Source organism: Bradyrhizobium sp. C9, assembly GCF_002532045.1.
Classification (GTDB): Bacteria; Pseudomonadota; Alphaproteobacteria; order Rhizobiales; family Xanthobacteraceae; genus Bradyrhizobium.
On sequence record NZ_NWTG01000001.1, the window covers coordinates 952,856 to 972,099 of the forward strand.

The 19,244-nt window shown below is 66.0% G+C and carries 14 protein-coding genes; 10 read left to right on the plus strand and 4 right to left on the minus strand.

Features of this window, described 5'->3' with window-relative positions:
• Positions 1–48: 48 nt before the first annotated feature.
• Positions 49–1,443 carry a hypothetical protein gene (locus tag CO675_RS04185; protein ID WP_097670702.1) on the plus strand — a complete coding sequence of 465 codons (1,395 nt, stop codon included), beginning with the start codon at positions 49–51 and terminating at the stop codon, positions 1,441–1,443.
• A 185-nt stretch (positions 1,444–1,628) separates the two neighbouring features.
• Here CO675_RS04185 and CO675_RS39760 read toward each other — a convergent pair whose 3' ends face one another.
• A complete protein-coding gene (locus tag CO675_RS39760; RefSeq protein ID WP_158231179.1) occupies positions 1,629–2,105 on the minus strand; it encodes an MOSC domain-containing protein in 477 nt (158 codons plus the stop codon).
• 157 nt (positions 2,106–2,262) lie between these two features.
• Here CO675_RS39760 and CO675_RS04190 point away from each other — a divergent pair, with 157 nt between their 5' ends.
• The 9 genes from CO675_RS04190 (at position 2,263) to CO675_RS04230 (ending at position 15,143) form a co-directional block, all read left to right on the plus strand.
• Positions 2,263–3,243: a LysR family transcriptional regulator gene (locus CO675_RS04190; protein ID WP_158231180.1), complete on the plus strand. Its 981-nt coding sequence runs from the start codon at positions 2,263–2,265 to the stop codon at positions 3,241–3,243.
• Between the two features lie 614 nt (positions 3,244–3,857).
• Positions 3,858–4,997, plus strand: a complete 1,140-nt coding sequence (ccmI, locus tag CO675_RS04195) for a c-type cytochrome biogenesis protein CcmI (RefSeq protein ID WP_097670704.1) — start codon at positions 3,858–3,860, stop codon at positions 4,995–4,997.
• A 59-nt stretch (positions 4,998–5,056) separates the two neighbouring features.
• The gene (gene ccmE, locus CO675_RS04200; RefSeq protein ID WP_097670705.1) at positions 5,057–5,554 is read left to right on the plus strand and encodes a cytochrome c maturation protein CcmE; all 498 of its coding nucleotides are present in this window, start codon (positions 5,057–5,059) and stop codon (positions 5,552–5,554) included.
• Positions 5,551–7,536, plus strand: coding sequence for a heme lyase CcmF/NrfE family subunit (locus tag CO675_RS04205; RefSeq protein ID WP_097670706.1), 1,986 nt, complete (start codon positions 5,551–5,553; stop codon positions 7,534–7,536). The genes ccmE and CO675_RS04205 overlap by 4 nt, the downstream gene beginning before the upstream one ends.
• Positions 7,536–8,042 carry a cytochrome c-type biogenesis protein gene (locus CO675_RS04210; RefSeq protein WP_097670707.1) on the plus strand — a complete coding sequence of 169 codons (507 nt, stop codon included), beginning with the start codon at positions 7,536–7,538 and terminating at the stop codon, positions 8,040–8,042. The genes CO675_RS04205 and CO675_RS04210 overlap by 1 nt, the downstream gene beginning before the upstream one ends.
• Positions 8,043–8,212: 170 nt before the next feature.
• Positions 8,213–9,799, plus strand: a complete 1,587-nt coding sequence (locus CO675_RS04215; RefSeq protein WP_097670708.1) for a Do family serine endopeptidase — start codon at positions 8,213–8,215, stop codon at positions 9,797–9,799.
• A gap of 265 nt (positions 9,800–10,064) precedes the next feature.
• Positions 10,065–10,745: a response regulator transcription factor gene (locus tag CO675_RS04220; RefSeq protein ID WP_097670709.1), complete on the plus strand. Its 681-nt coding sequence runs from the start codon at positions 10,065–10,067 to the stop codon at positions 10,743–10,745.
• Positions 10,729–12,183: a sensor histidine kinase gene (locus CO675_RS04225; protein WP_097670710.1), complete on the plus strand. Its 1,455-nt coding sequence runs from the start codon at positions 10,729–10,731 to the stop codon at positions 12,181–12,183. The genes CO675_RS04220 and CO675_RS04225 overlap by 17 nt, the downstream gene beginning before the upstream one ends.
• Positions 12,180–15,143, plus strand: a complete 2,964-nt coding sequence (locus tag CO675_RS04230; RefSeq protein WP_097670711.1) for a bifunctional [glutamine synthetase] adenylyltransferase/[glutamine synthetase]-adenylyl-L-tyrosine phosphorylase — start codon at positions 12,180–12,182, stop codon at positions 15,141–15,143. Before CO675_RS04225 ends, CO675_RS04230 begins: the two co-directional genes overlap by 4 nt.
• A 173-nt stretch (positions 15,144–15,316) precedes the next feature.
• On the opposite strand, the gene CO675_RS04235 is transcribed toward CO675_RS04230, so the two are convergent.
• Genes CO675_RS04235 through fdhF form a run of 3 tightly spaced genes read right to left on the minus strand, consistent with a single transcriptional unit; the run spans position 15,317 to position 19,237 of the window.
• Entirely contained in the window at positions 15,317–15,538 is a 222-nt protein-coding gene (locus CO675_RS04235; RefSeq protein ID WP_097670712.1) for a formate dehydrogenase subunit delta, read from the minus strand.
• Entirely contained in the window at positions 15,522–16,358 is an 837-nt protein-coding gene (gene fdhD, locus CO675_RS04240) for a formate dehydrogenase accessory sulfurtransferase FdhD (RefSeq protein WP_097670713.1), read from the minus strand. Before fdhD ends, CO675_RS04235 begins: the two co-directional genes overlap by 17 nt.
• A gap of 2 nt (positions 16,359–16,360) precedes the next feature.
• On the minus strand, positions 16,361–19,237 hold the full coding sequence (fdhF, locus tag CO675_RS04245; RefSeq protein ID WP_097670714.1) for a formate dehydrogenase subunit alpha: 2,877 nt from the start codon (positions 19,235–19,237) through the stop codon (positions 16,361–16,363).
• Positions 19,238–19,244 lie beyond the last annotated feature (7 nt).

Genomic DNA, 19,244 nt, shown 5'->3' on the forward strand with positions numbered 1-19,244 from the left:
CGGACGGGCTGCGGCGTTTGCCGGGCACTTGAGCTTTCACGACCGGGCATGAGCCAGAAATCGACCGAGCGGCTGAGGGATTATCTCGCGCAGCTTCCGCCGCAATCGCAGGCGCTGCTGATGCGCGAGCTGGAGCGCGCCGTCGAACGCGGCGATGACGTCGCGGTCGCCAATCTGGTGCTGGAGCAGCTCCGCAAGATCGTGCGTGGGGCCGAGGAGGCCGAACAGATCCAGCCACGCAGCGACGACCCGGCGCGGCTGCTGTTCCGGCCGCTCGAGCCGTTCCTTGCCGAGACCAATTTCCCGACCCGACCCGGCCAGCTCCGGCGTGCCTCACTGCTGCCGATCTGGCAGTGGCTGGCCCGCGAGGGCGCGCCCGAGGCCGCCCGCGAATTCGAGGCGACGCTGGCGGCTGCGACCGAGAGCGGTCCGATCGAGATCGCCGCGCGCAAGTTCCAGCTTGCGGCCGCTGAAGCCATCATCAAGGTCGCGGGGCCGACGCAGGACGACCGTCAGCGCGCGCTGGCACGCGTGGGCCCGCCGAACGTCGTCGAGGACCTGCTGCCGATCGGTCTCGTGTTGCAGGCCCGTGAAGCCCTGGAAACCCTGGGCAGCCGGCTGCCGAGCCAGATCAGGGTGTTTTCCGATTCCCAGATCGCCTCCGCGATGGAGGCGCTCAAGCTGCCGTCGCTGCAGACGCCGCAACTGCTGCCGTTCGCGCTGTCATTGATTACGCAGCGGCTCGCCGCGCCATGGCAGATCATCCGCCTCGCGGTCAAAATGGCTGCTTCCGACGACGAGCTGCGGGTCGCGGCAACGCCGTACGGCATTGCCGTCACCATCGCGCTGCATGACCTGTCCTTCGTCGCGGCCTGCCTGCGCACCGACATCAAGCGCGGGCATTTCGATTATGTCGGCGAGCAGCTCAAGACCCTGCATGATGGCGTCCGCGGCCTGCGCACCGAGCTCGACCTGCGCAACGATTCCACCTGGGGCCGCCAGCTCACCTCGGTGCGCGCCGACACCTCCAACGCGCTGCAATCGGAGATCGACAGCGTGCCGGGCCGGGTCCGCCGCATCCTGCGCCAACGCGCCGACAAGGACATCACGGCCGGCGCCAAGATCGATCAATCCGAGGTCGAGGATGCCGCCGCCCTGATCGATTTCGTCGCGGTGTGCCGCACCTATGCCAGCGAGCTCGCCATCAACGAGGTGACGCTGCGGACCTTCTCGGACCTGCAGCATTATGTCGAGCAGTCGACCGAGGGGCTGGTGCAGTCGCTGCGCGGCGGCGACGCCCGCGTCCGCGCCTTCCGCCAGCAACAGGTCAAGGCCGCGATCCGCTTCTGCGAAGTGCTGTTCGGCCACGACTACGCCTCGCTGATGAACCGGGCGGCGGAGAATGCGGTGACCGGCGAGAGGAAGTCGTCGCGCGCGGGGTAGCGAGACCGGGCCGAGACCGGCCTATTTTCGGCGCTGCACTGGTTAGGACAGTCGCGGAAGGCAATCAGGATACCAAAGGAATCACAAGGGACATACTTCGACCCAAGAAGCTTCCGCACACCAAAGCGCCCCGCCAGCCCAAAGGCCGGTGGGGCGCTTTGTTGCTCCGCTAATTTCACAGGACACTAATTGGGTTGAACGAGATCGCTGATCGAAATAGTTCCATCCGAAAGGATCTCGGCCCGCACGCCGCCCCGATCGCGATAAGCTTCCGCAAATCCGGGTTTGCCAGCGACTGCGGACGGGATGTGGCACGGCCTGGTTGGTTCGGAGCCGCGTAGGCGCACGGCGCCTATGCGAAATTCTTTACCCAGCAATGCATAGACGTCGACGCCTTCGACGACGATATTCCGTCGTGTTTCACTTGGCTCGAAGGGGATCAACCCGCGCTGGACTAATTCTTCATTGGAGGCCTCAATCGCTTCGCGGGCGATCAGGGAAACATGCCGCGCTGCCAAGCGCGCCAATTTCGAGTAAGATCCCTCACCGCGTTCGTATCGATCTCCTTCCAATCCCAGACCAGCAAGAGCCCGCACCGAGGTGCGCGTCTGCATGGGCAGCCCAACGCCAGGGGAGATAAAAAGACTAACAACGCTCGCCATGGCTGATCCTCCTATCGCTTTTGCCATTATTGCCAATGTCAACCACGGACCATCGGGGTCTCATGCTGGCCATATGCCGCGCTTTCAGCATTGAAACTGCCTTAAGGCAGCTATAAGCAGAAGATGGAATTTGCTACTGACCGCATTAGGAATGCTGATGGCCAAGGCATCCAGTTGGGAAACTCGCATCGGGCGCCGCATACGGCTGCACGATCTGCACGCGTTCGCGACCGTGATACAGTCGGGAAGCATTTCCAAGGCGGCAGTGAAGCTCGGCGTCACCCAATCGGCCATATCGCAGATGGTTGCGGATCTCGAAGCCACCCTGGGAGTTCGACTGCTCGACCGCAGCGCCCGCGGGGCCGCATCCACGGTGTTCGGGGAGGTTCTCCTCCGACGCGGCCGCGCCGCCCTCGACGAACTGCGTCATGGAGTGGAGGAGATTTCATTCCTCTGCGATCAAACGACCGGCCAGGTGCGCGTCGGTTGTCCCGAGTCCATTTCGTCCGCAGTGTTGCCGCCGATTGCCAACTTATTCTTCCGGCAACATCCGAGCGCCGTTCTCGATGTCGACCACGTTAATCTAGGTCAGCTGTCGCCTCTCCTCGACCGCAAAATCGACCTGGTCATCGCCCGAGGCGGCCGCGGTTTCGGCGGGCAGGAGATTCCAGATGAAGTCGATGTCAGGACGCTATTCGAGGACGAACTCGTTGTGGCTGCGGGGCCAAACAGCCGCTGGTTCAATCGACGCAAAATCGAACTTGCCGATATCGTCCACGAACGCTGGATCCTGACCGAGCCGGGGATATGGAATCACTTAGTGGTCGCGGAGGCTTTCGCGGCACATGGGCTTGAGATGCCGAACGTCAGCATGCGAACACTCTCGGTGCATATGCGGACCCAACTGATCGCGACAGGGGATTTCATTACGACATTGCCGCGCTCAGTATTGCGCCTCTATGCCGAACGGTTCTCTCTGAAAGCGCTTCCGGTAGACTTGCCCGCTCGACCGTGGCCGGTGTCAATCATCACGCTGAAGCACCGCTCGCTGAGTCCGATCGTGCAACGCTTCATCCGATGCGCCGAGGATGTCGCCAACGGGATGGACGCCCGACCGCGCTCGCGGAAGTCGTCTTAGCCCATGACCGCTCGGGTCATTTTCGACGATTTCGGCGCGGATTGTCGGTTGCTTGATGTCCGCTTCCGCCCGTAAGCGCAGCAGCGGGGCCGGGAGTGTTGCGCTCGGCCAGACCCCCGTGTTTCAAACTCCCAAACTGGGGGCTTGAATCATGCGCTACGAACTCGCCGATTATGAATGGGGATTACGGTGAGAGTGCATTTAATTGCAAAGTCGCGCCCTGACGGGAAGCACCGCCGGACAATCTAATAGGTCAACGTAATTTCTGAGCATGTTCGGCGGCAAACCGTCGCCCCCGCCAAGGCGGGACGACCAGCATTTGCGTAATTTCGGAATAATGGAAGTGTGGCGCTGAGTTGCCCGACGTGTCAAGCTGTCATTTGAGTGGCGGCAGCGGCCGCCAGCTACTGTGCATGGGGTTGTTTTCGATATTTTGGTCGCGCGCGCCTTCGCCAGGTAACGCCATTGCAATACCGCCGGAACGGCACCGGAAACCGGCTGATTTCGACCTTCGGTCGATCCAGCAATTGTCAATTGCCGGGCTCGCCGCCGGTAGTGTAAAGCGATTCTAAGGCGGCTTGCCGGAAGCCGCCGTTCCATCCGGGAACCGCTTGATGACGCTGTGGTTTGTGTTCGCGCTGATGACGGTCGCGGCGATCTTCGCCGTGCTGTGGCCGCTCAGCCGCCGCGGACGGGCGGATAGCGGGGGCAGCGAGGTCGTGGTCTACCGGGACCAGCTCGCCGAAATCGACCGCGACATGGCCTCAGGCATCATCGGCGCCGCCGAAGCTGATGCGGCGCGGATCGAGATCAGCCGCCGGCTGCTGGCCGCCGCCGACCAGAACGGACGTGACGCTCCGGTGACCGGCAGTCTCAGCCTGCGGCGTGCCGCCGCGATCGTTGCCCTGGTCGGGCTGCCGGTGATTGCCTCCAGCTTCTATCTCGCGCTCGGCTCGCCGCGCCTTGGCGACTTTCCGCTCGCCGAGCGCAGCCGGGTCGCCGATGCCAACCAGCCGCTCGCCAACCTGGTCGCGCAGGTCGAGGCCCATCTGGAGAAGAACCCGACCGACGGCCGCGGCTGGACGGTGCTGGCGCCGGTGCTGTCGCGCCTCGGCCGCTACGATGACGCGGTCCGCGCCTATCGCAATGCCATCACCTATGCCGGCGACAGCGCCGACCGCCGCGCCGATCTCGGCGAGGCGTTGATGGGGAGCGCCGGCGGCGTCGTCACCGCGGATGCCAAGGCCGAGTTCGAGCGCGCGGTCGCGCTGAACGGCGATGACGCCAAGGCGAGCTATTTCCTCGGCCTCGCCGCCGAGCAGGACGGCCGCAAGGCCGATGCCGCTGCGCTCTGGCAGAAGATGCTGGCGAAGGGGCCGTCCGATGCACCGTGGCGGCCGCTGGTGCAGGCCGCGCTGGTCCGGGTCGGCGGCACTGTGCCCGCCGGTGGGAGTGCACCCGGTGGCGCCAGCGCACCGGCGCTGCCGGACAGTGCGATGGCGGCGGCCAAGGACATGAGCGAGGCCGATCGCAGCACCATGATCAAGGGTATGGTCGATCGGTTGGCGACGCGGCTGAAGACCAATGGCGACGATGTCGAGGGCTGGCTCCGGCTGGTCCGCGCCTATCTCGTGATGGGCGAGCGCGACAAGGCGATGAGCGCGCTTGCGGATGCCCGTCAGGCGGTGGCCAATGATGCGGACCGGTTGCGGCAGCTCAATGAGGGGCTGAAGAATCTCGGATTGGATGGATAACGCATGATGCCGAAACATGTGCAGCGGTTTTCGGCTGATGTCATGCGCAAGGAAGCACCATGACCAGGAAGCAACGGCGTTTGACACTGATCGGCTGCGCGCTCGTCGTGCTCGCGATCGCCGCGGGCCTGGTGCTGAACGCGCTGCGCGATTCCATCGTGTTCTTCTCGACGCCGTCGATGGTCGCCGAAAAGCATCTCGGTCCCGGCAAGCGTTTCCGCCTCGGCGGGCTGGTGGAGCAGGGCTCGCTCAAGCGCGGCGACAATCTCGCCGTGACCTTCACCGTCGGCGACGGCGGCGCGACGCTGCCGGTCGCCTACAAGGGCATCCTGCCGGATTTGTTCCGCGAGGGGCAGGGTGTCGTGGCCGAAGGCGCGCTCGATGCGAACGGCGTGTTCCGCGCCGACACCGTGCTCGCCAAGCATGACGAGACCTACATGCCGAAGGACGTCGCCGACGCCCTGAAGAAGCAGGGCCACTGGAAGGACGACTACGGCGCCAAGCCGAACAGCATGCCGAGCGCCTCCGCGGCGCCGACCCAGGGAGCGATGCGGTGATCGCCGAAAGCGGACATTATGCCCTGGTGCTGGCGCTCGCGCTGGCGTTGATCCAGTCGATCGTGCCGATCGTCGGGGCGCGCTGGCGCGATGCGGCGCTGATGAACGTCGCGCGCTCGACCGCGCTCGCCCAATTGCTGTTCGTCGCGGCATCGTTCGCGGCGCTGGTGACCTTGCACGTCACCTCGGATTTCTCGGTCGCCAATGTCTTCGAGAATTCGCATTCGCTGAAGCCGCTGCTCTACAAGATCACCGGCGTGTGGGGAAACCATGAAGGCTCGATGCTGCTGTGGGTGTCGATCCTGGCGCTGTTCGGCGGCCTCGTTGCGGCCTTCGGCAACAACCTGCCGCTGTCGCTGCGCGCGCATGTGCTGGCGGTGCAGGCCTGGGTCGCCAGCGCCTTCTATCTGTTCATTCTGATCACCTCGAACCCGTTTCTGCGCATCGCCAACCCGCCGATCGAGGGACGGGACCTCAATCCGGTGCTGCAGGATATCGGCCTCGCCGTGCATCCGCCGATGCTCTATCTCGGCTATGTCGGCTTCTCGATCTCGTTCTCGTTCGCGGTGGCGGCGCTGCTGGAAGGGCGGATCGACGCCGCCTGGGCGCGCTGGGTGCGGCCGTGGACGCTGATGGCGTGGATCTTCCTGACGCTCGGCATCGCGATGGGCTCCTACTGGGCCTATTACGAGCTCGGCTGGGGCGGCTGGTGGTTCTGGGACCCGGTCGAGAACGCGTCGCTGATGCCCTGGCTTGCCGGCACCGCGCTGCTGCATTCGGCGCTGGTGATGGAGAAGCGCAACGCGCTGAAGGTCTGGACCGTGCTGCTGTCGATCCTGACCTTCTCGCTGTCGCTGCTCGGCACCTTCCTAGTGCGCTCCGGCGTACTGACCTCGGTCCACGCCTTCGCCACCGATCCGACCCGCGGCGTGTTCATCCTGCTGATCCTGTTCGTCTTCATCGGCGGCAGCCTGTCGCTCTATGCCTGGCGCGCGCCGGCGCTGAAGCAGGGCGGACTGTTCGCGCCGATCTCGCGCGAAGGCGCGCTGGTGCTCAACAACCTCCTGCTCACCACCGCCTGCGCGACGGTGTTCATCGGCACGCTGTACCCGCTGGCGCTCGAGGTCCTGACCGGCGAGAAGATCTCGGTCGGTGCGCCGTTCTTCAATTTCACCTTCGCGCCGCTGTTCGTGCCGCTGCTGCTCGCCGTGCCGTTCGGGCCGCTGCTGGCCTGGAAACGCGGCGACCTGCTCGGCGCGGCGCAGCGCCTGCTGGTCGCCGGCATCGTCGCGCTGGTTGCGATCGCGCTGGTGCTTGCGTGGACCTATGGCGGCGCGACCTTGGCGCCGCTCGCGATCGGGCTTGCCGCCTTCGTGATCATGGGCGCGCTGTGCGATCTCGCCGAACGCATCGCGCTGTTCCGGATTCCGCTGTCGCTCTCGCTGCGCCGCGCGCGTGGCCTGCCGCGCGCGACCTGGGGCACGGCCTTCGCGCATGCCGGCCTCGGCGTCGCACTGATCGGGATCGTCTGCGAGACCACCTGGAACAGCGAATATATCGGCTCGATGAAGCCGGACGACGTTGCCAGGGTCGCCGGCTACGAGCTGCGGCTCGACGGCCTGAATCCGCGGCAGGGGCCGAACTTCCGCGAGATGGTCGCGCAATTCACCGTGACCCGTGATGGCGAGAAGGTCAGCGTCATGACGCCGTCGAAGCGCAACTTCACGACCCGCGGCGCCTCGACGACGGAGGCCGCGCTGCTGACGCGTGGCGCCAGCCAGCTCTATATCTCGCTCGGCGATACCTCGGCCGACGGCGCGATCGCGGTGCGGATCTATCACAAGCCGCTGGTGCTGATGATCTGGTGGGGGCCGGTGCTGATGGCGTTCGGCGGCTTGCTGTCGCTGTCGGATCGCCGACTGCGGGTCGGGGCCCCGAAGCCGGCGAAAGCCGCGGCGCGCGCATTGCAGGCGGCCGAGTGATGCGGTCGCGCGCCCTCGCAGCCGCCGCGCTTGCCGCGACCCTGATGTTTGGTGCGATGCCGGCGCGGGCGGTGCTGCCCGACGAGATCATGGCGGACCCGGCGAAGGAGGCGAGGGCGCGCGAGCTTTCGAAAGAGCTGCGCTGCATGGTTTGTCAGAACCAGTCGATCGACGATTCCGAGGCGCCGCTGGCGCGCGACCTCCGCCTGCTGGTGCGTGAAAGGATCTCGGCCGGCGACAGCGACCGCCAGGTGATCGATTTCCTGGTGGCCCGCTACGGCGAATTCGTGCTGCTGAAGCCGCGCCTCAACGAGCATACGCTGGTGCTGTGGCTGACCCCGCCGCTGGCGCTTCTGCTGGGCGGTTTCGCGCTCTGGCGGCTTGGCCGGCGCAAGCCAAATCCGGCTGCCGGTGGGGGCGATTCCGCTCCCGGATTGACGTCCGACGAGCAAGCGCGCCTTGAGCGGCTGCTGGCCGCCGAATCCGCGCCGGACAAGCCGCTTTAGTTCCTTTCTAAGCCCTTAATTTGCATGCGCTATTCTGCCGCAGCGCAGATTTGCTCAATTACCAAAGTTTAATTCCGCAGCCAGCGCGCCGTAAGGCTGATGACCCCATGTTCAGACGCATCAGGTGCTTGCCCCGCACCGAATGATTCTGGCCCTGGAGATCTCAAGACATGACCGACCGTCCCGACCTCTCGACCCTTCCGTCCTACAAGGCGCCGAAGCGCTCGCTGTTCTCTGCCCGCAAACTCGCGCTGATGGCGTCGGTCGTGGCCGGCCTCGGTGCCGCCACCTACGGCTTCAGCCCCACCCACAACCCGGCCGACCTGTTCACGACGCCTGCGCACGCGCAGGTCAATAACGAGGTCAAGAAGGTTCAGCAGCCGGTCGGGTTTGCCGACATCGTCGAGCGGGTGAAGCCGTCGGTGATCTCGGTCAAGGTCAACATTCGCGAGAAGGTCGCGAAGGACGACAGCGGCAATAATGACGATTCGCCGTTCCAGCCGGGTTCGCCGATGGAGCGCTTCTTCCGCCGCTTCGGCGGTCCGGATGGCTTGCCCCCGGGCCTGCGCGGCGGACCGCGTGGCGGTGGCGTGGTGACGGGCCAGGGCTCCGGCTTCTTCATCTCGGCTGACGGCTACGCCGTGACCAACAATCACGTCGTCGACGGCGCCGACAAGGTCGAGGTCACGACCGACGACGGCAAGACCTTTTCCGCCAAGGTGATCGGCACCGATCCGCGCACCGATCTTGCGCTGATCAAGGTTGAGGGCGGCTCCAACTTCCAGTTCGCCAAGCTCTCCGACACCAAGCCGCGCATCGGCGACTGGGTGCTGGCGGTCGGCAATCCGTTCGGCCTCGGCGGCACCGTGACCGCCGGCATCGTCTCGGCCTCCGGCCGCGACATCGGCAACGGCCCGTATGACGATTTCATCCAGATCGATGCGCCCGTGAACAAGGGCAATTCGGGTGGCCCGGCGTTCGACGTGTCCGGTGAGGTGATGGGCGTCAACACCGCGATCTACTCGCCGTCCGGCGGCAGCGTCGGCATCGCGTTCTCGATCCCGGCCCAGACCGTCAAGAGCGTCGTTGCCCAGCTGAAGGACAAGGGCTCGGTCAGCCGCGGCTGGATCGGCGTCCAGATCCAGCCGGTGACATCAGACATCGCCGACAGCCTCGGCATGAAGAAGGCCGAAGGCGCGCTGGTTGCCGAACCGCAGGCCAACGGCCCCGCGGCCAAGGCCGGCATCGAGTCCGGTGACGTCATCACCGCCGTCAATGGCGAGCCGGTGAAGGATGCGCGCGAACTCGCCCGCACCATCGGCGGCCTCGCGCCCGGCAATGCCGTGAAGCTGAACGTGCTGCACAAGGGTCAGGACAAGACCGTCAACCTCACGCTCGGCCAGTTGCCGAACACCCTGGAGGCCAAGGCTGACACCGACAACAGCGACAAGGGCAACTCCTCCCGCGGCACCGACGTGCCGAAACTGGGCCTCACTGTGGCGCCTGCCAACAGCGTGGCCGGCGCCGGCAAGGAAGGCGTGGTCGTGACCGAAGTCGATCCCAAGAGTGCTGCCGCTGAGCGGGGCTTCAAGGAAGGCGACGTGATCCTCGAGGTCGCCGGCAAGTCCGTCGGCACCGCCGGTGAGGTGCGTGATGCGATCACCGCGGCGCGCAGTGACAACAAGAACAGCGTTCTCATGCGCGTGAAGAGCGGCGGTTCGTCGCGCTTTGTGGCTGTGCCGCTGGCCAAGGGATAACTATCTATGAGTTGGAACGCGTCGCCGGCATTCGTCGCCCCCGCCGACGGCGCGTTCCGGGGGGCGGGCCCCTTGCTCGCTCCCTATGTTGCCTTTCGATGGAATATGCCCCCCTCTGTCGGAAGGTCTCAGGGCGGTGAGGTCCCCCAGCTTCACCGCCCACTTTTTTCAAACAATCTGGAATATTCGCGGTCGTCTTGCATGTGCAGGCCGGCCGCGTCATGCTGACAGAGGGCCCATTCCCGTGACCGCAACCGCTCCGCAAATGCGCATCCTGATCATCGAAGACGACCGCGAGTCAGCCGACTATCTGGTCAAGGCATTCCGTGAAGTCGGCTATATCGCCGATCTCGCCTCCGACGGCGAGGAAGGCCTGTCGATGGCGGAGACCGGCGATTACGACGTGATGGTGGTGGATCGCATGCTGCCGAAGCGGGACGGCCTGTCGCTGATCGGCATTCTGCGCGACAAGGGCAACCGGACGCCGGTGCTGATCCTCTCGGCGCTCGGCCAGGTCGATGACCGCATCAAGGGCCTGCGCGCCGGCGGCGACGACTATCTGCCGAAGCCCTATTCCTTCGCCGAGCTGCTCGCACGCGTCGAGGTGCTGTCGCGGCGCAATGTCGGGCCGGCCGAGGAGACGACCTACCGGGTCGGCGATCTCGAACTCGACCGGCTGTCGCATCGCGTCGCCCGCGGCAAGGATGAGCTGACCTTGCAGCCGCGCGAATTCCGCCTGCTCGAATATCTGATGAAGCATGCAGGGCAGGTGGTGACGCGCACCATGCTGCTCGAGAACGTCTGGGATTATCATTTCGATCCGCAGACCAACGTCATCGACGTCCACATCTCGCGGCTGCGCTCCAAGATCGACAAGGGCTTCGAGCGGCCGCTGCTGCATACGATCCGCGGCGCGGGGTATATGATCCGTGACGGCATTCGGTAAACTGATCCGGACCACGGCGTTTCGGCTGACGCTGGTCTACCTGTTCCTGTTCGCGCTGTTTGCCGCCTCGCTGCTGGCTTACTTCGCGTGGAACACGCGGCGGCTGATCACCGAGCAGATCACGACGACCGTCAACGTCGAGATCGGCGAGATCACCTCCATCTATAACCGGCGCGGCCTGCACGGCCTGCTGACCACCATGGGCAATCGTGCGCTGCGGCCGGGCGCCAACCTCTATCTCTTGACGGCACCGAACGGGCAGGCGCTGGCCGGCAATGTCGGCTCGCTGGCGCCGGGCGTGATGAGCGTGCAGGGCTGGAGCGAGACCGCCTATCGCCGGTTCGACGACCAGGACAAGACCGATCACCGCGCGCTGGTGCGGGTCACCGAGATGGACAACGGTTTCCGCCTGCTGGTCGGGCGCGACCTCGAGGAGCGGCGGCGGCTGTTCGGCATCGTCGCCAAGGCGGCGCAATGGTCGATCCTCGTCGTCGTCGTGCTCGGCATCGGTGGCGGCATCTTCGTTGCGCGCCGCGTGCTGCGCCGGATCGACGCCATGACCGGCACCACCAAGCGGATCATGGCGGGTGATTTGTCCGGCCGGCTGCCGGTCGGCCGCAGCGGCGACGAGCTCGACCGCCTCGCGGAAAATCTCAATGTCATGCTGGAGCGCATCGAGGCGCTGATGACGGGGTTGAAGGAGGTCTCCGACAACATCGCCCACGACCTCAAGACTCCGCTGACGCGGCTGCGCAACCGCGCCGAGGAGGCGCTGGCGCGATCGGGCGGCGAGGCCGATTATCGCGCGGCGCTGGAGCGGACGATCGAGGAATCCGACGGCTTGATCCGCACCTTCAACGCGCTGCTGATGATCGCGCGCGCCGAGTCCGGCCAGGCGCGCGGCAACATGGACGATTTCGACGGCGCCGACGTCGCCAACGGCATCCACGAACTGTACGAGCCGTTGGCCGAGGACGACGGCATGACGCTGCAGGTCAAGACCGCGCCGGCGCCGATTCACGGCAACCGCGAATTGATCAGCCAGGCGGTCGCCAACCTGGTCGAGAACGCCATCAAATATGGCAAGCCCGAACCGGGCGTGGAGCCGATGAAGGCCGATGCGCGGGAGATCCTGATCGAGGCCCGGCGCGAGGGTGATCAGGTCCTGCTCAGCGTCACCGACCACGGTCCAGGCATCCCCGAGGGCGACCGCAAGCATGCGGTGGAGCGCTTCGTCCGGCTGGAGGCGAGCCGCACCTTACCCGGGTCCGGTCTCGGCCTCAGCCTCGCCTCGGCGGTTGCCACGCTCCATGGCGGCGAGCTGCGGCTCGGCGATGCCCATCCGGGACTGGTGGCCACCCTGGTGCTGCCGGCGCGGGCGGGCGGCAGTGACAGGCTTGCGGCTCAAACGCAGGATGTGCCACAGAAGGCGGCATGAATGCCGCCGCGCCGGGAAACGCGGGTCGACACCATCTGGCCGCGCGGTTCGCGGACGGACCGCGTGTCGCCGCTTCCGTATCTGCCGATCAGCGCCTGACCGACTGGTTCGCCGAGCTCGAACCGGCGCAATCGGCTGCGCTCGCGGCCCTGCTGGAGCCCCCGTTCGCACGGGACATCCTGCGCGGCATTGCCGAGTTCTCGCCCTATCTGTTCGAGCTCGCGCGGGCCGATGCCGCGCGGCTGATCCGGATACTGTCATGCGACCCGGAGTCGCATCTGGCCAACCTGATCGAGACCACCTCGCGCGACGTGCTCGCCGCCGGCAGCGAGGCCGACGTGATGGTGCTGCTTCGCCGCATGAAGGCGGAGGCCGCGCTGATGATTGCGCTGTGCGACATCGGCGGCGTCTGGCCGGTGATGCGGGTGACGGCGGCGCTGACTGACATCGCGGTGAATTCGGTGCAGTCTGCGCTACGATATCTGCTCCGGCAGGAAATCGCTCGCGACCGCATGATTGCCGTCGATCCCGAGCATCCGGAAGTGGGCTCTGGCCTGATCGTGCTTGCCATGGGCAAGATGGGTGCGGGCGAGCTGAACTATTCCAGCGACATCGACCTGATCGTGTTCTTCGATCGCACGGCGACCTCGCTCGCCGAGGACATCGAGCCGCAGCCGTTTTTCGTCCGCGTCACCCAGGCGATGGCGCGGATGCTGCAGCAGCGCTCGGGCGAGGGCTATGTGTTCCGGGTCGATCTCAGGCTGCGCCCGGACCCGGCCTCGACACAGGTCGCGATCTCGACCGACGCGGCCTTGCATTATTACGAGCGCGAGGGACGGACCTGGGAGCGCGCCGCGATGATCAAGGCGCGGCCCTGCGCCGGCGATCCCAGGGCCGGCGAGGCGCTGATCGGCGAGCTCGCGCCGTTCGTCTGGCGCAAGCATCTGGATTTTGCCGCGCTTGCCGACGTCCACGACATGAAGCGGCAGATGCAGACCTACCGCGGCCAGAGCGAGATCTCGGTCGAAGGCCACAACGTCAAGGTCGGCCGCGGCGGCATCCGCGAGATCGAGTTCTTCGCCCAGACCCAGCAGCTGATCGCCGGCGGCCGCCATCCGGAGTTGCGGGTGCGGCCGACGCTCGAGGCGCTCAACGTGCTCGCCGACAGCAACTGGATCACCTTTGAGGCGCGCGACGAACTGACCACGGCCTACGAATTCCTGCGCCGGGTCGAGCACCGGCTGCAGATGATCGCCGACGAGCAGACCCACTCGCTGCCCGAAGCACCTGAGGACGTCGAGCGCTTCGCGCACTTCTTCGGCTACGAGAACCGCGAGGCCTTCGCCAGCGATCTGCTCGGCCAGCTCAAGATCGTGCAGAACCATTACGGCAAGCTGTTCGAGGGCGACGATCCAACCGGGAGCGCGAAGCTGCCGGATGTCGACTACGGGGCAGGCCCCGAAGACGGCCGCCTGATCGAGCATCTGGCCAGTCTCGGCTTCAAGAAGCCGGTGATGGTCGCCGGCACCGTGCAGCAATGGATCGAGGGCGATTATCGCGCGCTGCGCGTGGAAGCGACGCGGGCAGCGTTCCTGGAGTTCATTCCCGGCCTGATCGATGGTCTCGCGGATGCCGAGGAGCCGGACGATGCGGTCGCGGCGTTCGACCGTTTCCTGGGCGCGCTGCAGCGGGGCGGGCGGCTGATCTCGCTGCTCAGCCAGAACCGCGATTTCGTTGCGCTGGTGGCGCTGATCCTTGGTGCTGCGCCGCGGCTCGGCGACATGCTGGCGCGGCAGCCGCAGATCATGGACGGCCTGGTCGATCCACGCTTCTTCGGCGCGATGCCGGACAAGAAGGAACTGTCGGAGCGGCTCGCCGCCACGCTGCAGGATGCGTCGTCCTATGAGGATTTCCTCGATCGTCTGAGGCTGTTCGGCCAGGAGAGCCTGTTCCTGATCGGCACGCGGATCCTGTCGGGCACGGTGTCGGCGCAGCACGCCAGCACGGCGTTTGCCGATGTGGCCGAAGGCATCGTGCACACCGTGCACGGCCTCGTCACCGATCAGTTCGCTGCGCAGTATGGCCGGATCAAGGGGCAGGAGACCGCGATCGTCGCGATGGGCCGGCTCGGCAGCCGCGAGATGACGGCGTCCTCCGACCTCGATTTGATCTTGCTCTACGATTTCGACAGCGAGGCGCCGGACTCCGACGGCGAGCGCTCGCTGCACGGCGCGCAGTATTTTGCCCGGTTCACCCAGCGCCTGATCAGCGCGTTCACGACCCGGACCAATTACGGCGTGCTCTATGAGGTCGACATGCGGCTGCGGCCGTCCGGCCGCGCCGGCCCGGTCGCCTCGCGGATCGACTCATTTTCCGACTACCAGGAGCGCGAGGCCTGGACCTGGGAGCACATGGCGCTGACGCGTGCCCGCGTGATCTCGTCGTCAGCGGAATTCCGCGAGAAGATCGAGGCGATCATCCGCAGCGTGCTGACCCGGCCGCGCGATGCGGCCTCGACCGCGGCCGACGTTGCCGACATGCGGCGCGCGATCGCGCTGGAGAAGGGCGAGGACGATGTCTGGGATCTGAAGCTTGCCGCCGGCGGGCTCGTCGACATCGATTTCATCGCGCAATATCTCCAGCTCGCGCACGCATCAGTGAAGCCCGAGATCCTCAGCGTCTCGACGCTGCAGGTGCTCGACCATGCCGCCAAGCTCGGCCTGCTCGGCCAGTCCGAGGCAGAAATCCTGCGCTCGGCGGCGCGGCTCTATCATGACCTGACGCAGATCCTGCGGCTCTGCGTCACCGGCAAGTTCAATCCGGAGACCGCGGGCGAAGACCTGCGGCGCGTGATGGCGCGGGCCGGCGACGCGCCGGATTTCTCCGCGCTGGAAGCCCGCCTGCGCGAGACCCAAAGCGAGGTACGCCGCGTCTTCAACGCGATTGTGGGCGGGGGATAGCGCCCACTACCGTACTTGATCCGTCATCCTGAGGAGCGCGTAGCGCGTCTCGAAGGATGCACGGCCACAGCCGGGCCGTCGACCCTTCGAGACGCCGCTGCGCGGCTCCTCCAGCGACCAAGGCGAAGCCTTTGCGCGGAGGTGATGGTGATAGAGTTGGGTGCAGCCCCTTGCTACGCCTGCTGCTTCAGCTTCTGCAGCGCGTCGAGCACGTCGGGATCGAGGCCGGCGCCGCCGGTGTCGAGATGGGCGAAGATCTGCTTGCGCATCCGCGGATCCCAGAACTTCCAGATGTGCTCGGATATGCCCTGCACGGCGCGGTCATGCCCTTGGCTGTGGAAGAACTTTCCGATCTGGTTCGCCATATAGACCAGTTTGTCAGGCGACGACGACATAGGCGGACTCCTTGCCGGCCACCGCGCCTGTGACGCGTTCCGGATGCGTAAAGATCTCAAATCCATCGGCGCGCGCGATCGCTGCAAGCGTGATGCCGGCTGCGTCCGCCATCCGCACCGCAAGCGCGGTCGGCGCCGACACCGCAGCAATCAGCGGCGCGCCGATCGCGGCGGTCTTCTGCACCATTTCGACCGAGACGCGGCTGGTCACCAGCACCATGCCGTCGCTTGCGACGACCTTGTCGCGGGCCAGCGCGCCGGCCAGCTTGTCGAGCGCATTGTGGCGGCCGACATCCTCGCGCAGCGCGACGATGCCGCGCGCCGCGGTCCAGAACGCGGCGGCGTGCACCGCGCGGGTCTGGTGGTTGATCTCCTGCAGCGGCGGCACCGCCGCCACCGCGGCCATGATCTCGCGTGGTGCGAAGACGCGGCCCGCGGGCACTACCGCGGCCGGCCGGACCGCCTCGCTGATGGAATCTAACCCGCACAGGCCGCAGCCGGTCGGGCCGGCGATGTTGCGCCGCCGCTCGGCGATCCGCGCGGCCTTGTCGGGCTTGAGCCACATCCGAAGCTCGATGCCGTCATCAAGCTCGACGATGTCGAGGGTCTCGATCTCGTCGGCCGATTGCACGATGCCTTCGCTCAGGCTGAATCCGACCGCGAAGTCGCCGAGGTCCTCGGGCGAACCCATCATCACGGCGTAGGTGCCGCCATTATAGGTCAGCGCCAGCGGCGTCTCTTCCGGGATCAGGCGCGCGCCGTCGCTGAAGACGCCGTCGCGCCAGACCTTCCGGATCGCCTTGTGGACCGGTTCGCGCATCGCTACTCCGCGGCTTCCACCACCGGCGCGATGCGGCGGGAGTGGCGGGCCTGCTCGTCATAGGCTTTCTGCCAGTCGGACGGACCGTTCGACGGCGAGATCTGCACGGCGGTGACCTTGTACTCCGGACAGTTGGTCGCCCAGTCCGAGAAATCGGTCGTGATGACGTTGGCCTGGGTGTCCGGGTGGTGGAACGTGGTGTAGACCACGCCCGGCGCCACGCGGTCGGTGATCTCGGCGCGCAGCGTCGTCTCGCCGGCACGGCTCGCCAATCGTACCCAGTCGCCGTCGCGCACGCCGCGCTGCTCGGCGTCGTGCGGATGGATCTCCAGCCGGTCCTCGGCGTGCCACACCACGTTCTCGGTGCGGCGGGTCTGCGCGCCGACATTGTACTGGCTGAGGATACGCCCCGTCGTGAGCAGCAGCGGGTAGCGCGGGCCGGTGCGCTCGTCGGTCGCGATATATTCGGTGATGATGAACTTGCCCTTGCCGCGCACGAAGCCGTCGATATGCATCACCGGCGTTCCTTCCGGCGCCTTCTCGTTGCAGGGCCACTGCACCGAGCCGAGTTCGTCGAGCCTGGCGTAGGAGACGCCGGTGAAGGTCGGCGTCAGCGCCGCGATCTCGTCCATGATCTCAGACGGATGATTGTATTTCATCTCGAAACCCATCGCCTTGGCGAGCAGGATCGTCACTTCCCAGTCGGCATAGCCGTTGAGCGGCGTCATCACCTTGCGGACACGCTGGATGCGGCGTTCGGCGTTGGTGAAGGTACCGTCTTTCTCGAGGAAGGTCGAGCCGGGAAGGAAGACGTGAGCGTAGTTCGCGGTCTCGTTCAGGAAGAGATCGTGCACGATGACGCATTCCATCGCCGACAGCGCCGCCACCACGTGCTTGGTGTTCGGGTCGGACTGCAGGATATCCTCGCCCTGCACGTAGAGCCCCATGAAGGTGCCCTCGATCGCGGCATCGAACATGTTGGGGATGCGCAGGCCCGGCTCGTTGTTGAGCTTGACGTTCCACATCGCCTCGAACTGCTCGCGCACGGCATCGCCGGAGATATGGCGGTAGCCGGGCAGCTCGTGCGGGAACGAGCCCATGTCGCAGGAGCCCTGCACGTTGTTCTGGCCGCGCAGCGGGTTCACGCCGACGCCGGGCCGGCCGATATTGCCGGTCACCATCGCAAGGTTGGCGATCGCGATCACCGTGGTCGAGCCCTGGCTGTGCTCGGTGACGCCGAGCCCGTAATAGATCGCGCCGTTGCCGCCGGTGGCATAGATCCGCGCCGCCTCGCGCAGAGCCTGCGGATCGACGCCGGTCATGATCGCGGTCGCTTCAGGGCTGTGCTTCAGCTCCGCGACGAAGGCGGCCCAATCCGCGAACTCGCTCCAGTCGCAGCGCTCGCGCACGAAGGCCTCGTCGACCAGCCCTTCGGTCACGATGACATGGGCGAGGGCGGTGAGCACGGCGACGTTGGTGCCAGGCATCAGCGGCAGATGCAGCGCCTTCACATGTGGCGATTCCACCATCTCGGTGCGGCGCGGATCGATCACGATCAGCTTGGCGCCCTGGCGCAGCCGCTTCTTCAGCCGCGAGGCGAACACCGGGTGCGCCGAGGCAGGGTTGGCGCCGATGATCAGCACGACGTCGGTGTCCTCCACCGAATCGAAATCCTGCGTGCCGGCCGAGGTGCCGAAGGTCTGCGACAGGCCGTAGCCGGTCGGCGAATGGCAGACGCGGGCGCAGGTGTCGACATTGTTGTTGCCGAAGCCGGCGCGGATCAGCTTCTGCACCAGGTAGGTCTCTTCATTGGTGCAGCGTGACGAGGTGATGCCGCCGACCGCGTCGCGGCCGTATTTCTGCTGGATGCCCTTGAACTTCGCGGCGGCGAAATTCAGCGCCTCGTCCCACGACACTTCCTGCCAGGGGTCCTCGATCCGCTCGCGGATCATCGGCTTCAGGATGCGCTCCTTGTGGGTGGTGTAGCCCCAGGCGAAGCGGCCCTTGACGCAGGAATGGCCGCGATTGGCCTTGCCGTCCTTCCACGGCACCATGCGCACCACTTCCTCGCCGCGCATCTCGGCCTTGAAGGCGCAGCCGACGCCGCAATAGGCGCAGGTGGTGACGACCGAGTGTTCGGGCTGGCCGATCTCGATCACGGATTTTTCGGTCAGCGTCGCGGTCGGGCAGGCCTGCACGCAGGCGCCGCAGGACACGCATTCGGAGCCGAGGAAGCTCTCGCTCATGCCGGGCGAGACGCGGCTCTCGAAGCCGCGGCCGGAGATCGTCAGCGCGAAGGTGCCTTGCACCTCCTCGCAGGCCCGGACGCAGCGCGAGCAGACGATGCACTTCGAGGGATCGTAGGTGAAGTACGGATTGGATTCGTCCTTCGGCATCCAGCTGTCGTTTTCGCAGCCGTGCGATTTGGCGAAGACGTGGTTCTCGCCCTCATAGCCGTAGCGCACGTCGCGCAGGCCGACGGCGCCCGCCATGTCCTGCAACTCGCAGTCGCCGTTCGCCGCGCAGGTCAGGCAGTCCAGCGGGTGGTCGGAGATGTAGAGCTCCATCACGCCCTTGCGCAGCTTCTTCAGCCGATCGCTCTGGGTGTGCACGACGAGGCCCGGCATCACCGGCGTGGTACAGGAGGCGGGCGTGCCGGCGCGGCCTTCGATCTCGACGAGGCAGAGCCGGCAGGAGCCGAAGGCGTCGACCATGTCGGTCGCGCAGAGCTTTGGAATCTGGGTGCCGGCTTCCATTGCCGCGCGCATGATCGAGGTGCCCTCGGGCACGGTGATCTGATTGCCGTCGATGGTCAGCGTGACCATCGCCTCGGATTTGGATTTGGGCGTGCCGAAATCGATTTCCTGGATCAGCGACATCGTGATC

Coding starts and splice junctions, on each gene's coding strand:
- CO675_RS04185 (WP_097670702.1), top strand. CDS start 49: ATGAGCCAGAAATCGACCGAGCGGCTGAGGGATTATCTCGCGCAGCTT.
- CO675_RS39760 (WP_158231179.1), bottom strand. CDS start 2,105: ATGGCGAGCGTTGTTAGTCTTTTTATCTCCCCTGGCGTTGGGCTGCCC.
- CO675_RS04190 (WP_158231180.1), top strand. CDS start 2,263: ATGGCCAAGGCATCCAGTTGGGAAACTCGCATCGGGCGCCGCATACGG.
- ccmI (WP_097670704.1), top strand. CDS start 3,858: ATGACGCTGTGGTTTGTGTTCGCGCTGATGACGGTCGCGGCGATCTTC.
- ccmE (WP_097670705.1), top strand. CDS start 5,057: ATGACCAGGAAGCAACGGCGTTTGACACTGATCGGCTGCGCGCTCGTC.
- CO675_RS04210 (WP_097670707.1), top strand. CDS start 7,536: ATGCGGTCGCGCGCCCTCGCAGCCGCCGCGCTTGCCGCGACCCTGATG.
- CO675_RS04215 (WP_097670708.1), top strand. CDS start 8,213: ATGACCGACCGTCCCGACCTCTCGACCCTTCCGTCCTACAAGGCGCCG.
- CO675_RS04220 (WP_097670709.1), top strand. CDS start 10,065: ATGCGCATCCTGATCATCGAAGACGACCGCGAGTCAGCCGACTATCTG.
- CO675_RS04230 (WP_097670711.1), top strand. CDS start 12,180: ATGAATGCCGCCGCGCCGGGAAACGCGGGTCGACACCATCTGGCCGCG.
- CO675_RS04235 (WP_097670712.1), bottom strand. CDS start 15,538: ATGTCGTCGTCGCCTGACAAACTGGTCTATATGGCGAACCAGATCGGA.
- fdhD (WP_097670713.1), bottom strand. CDS start 16,358: ATGCGCGAACCGGTCCACAAGGCGATCCGGAAGGTCTGGCGCGACGGC.
- fdhF (WP_097670714.1), bottom strand. CDS start 19,237: ATGTCGCTGATCCAGGAAATCGATTTCGGCACGCCCAAATCCAAATCC.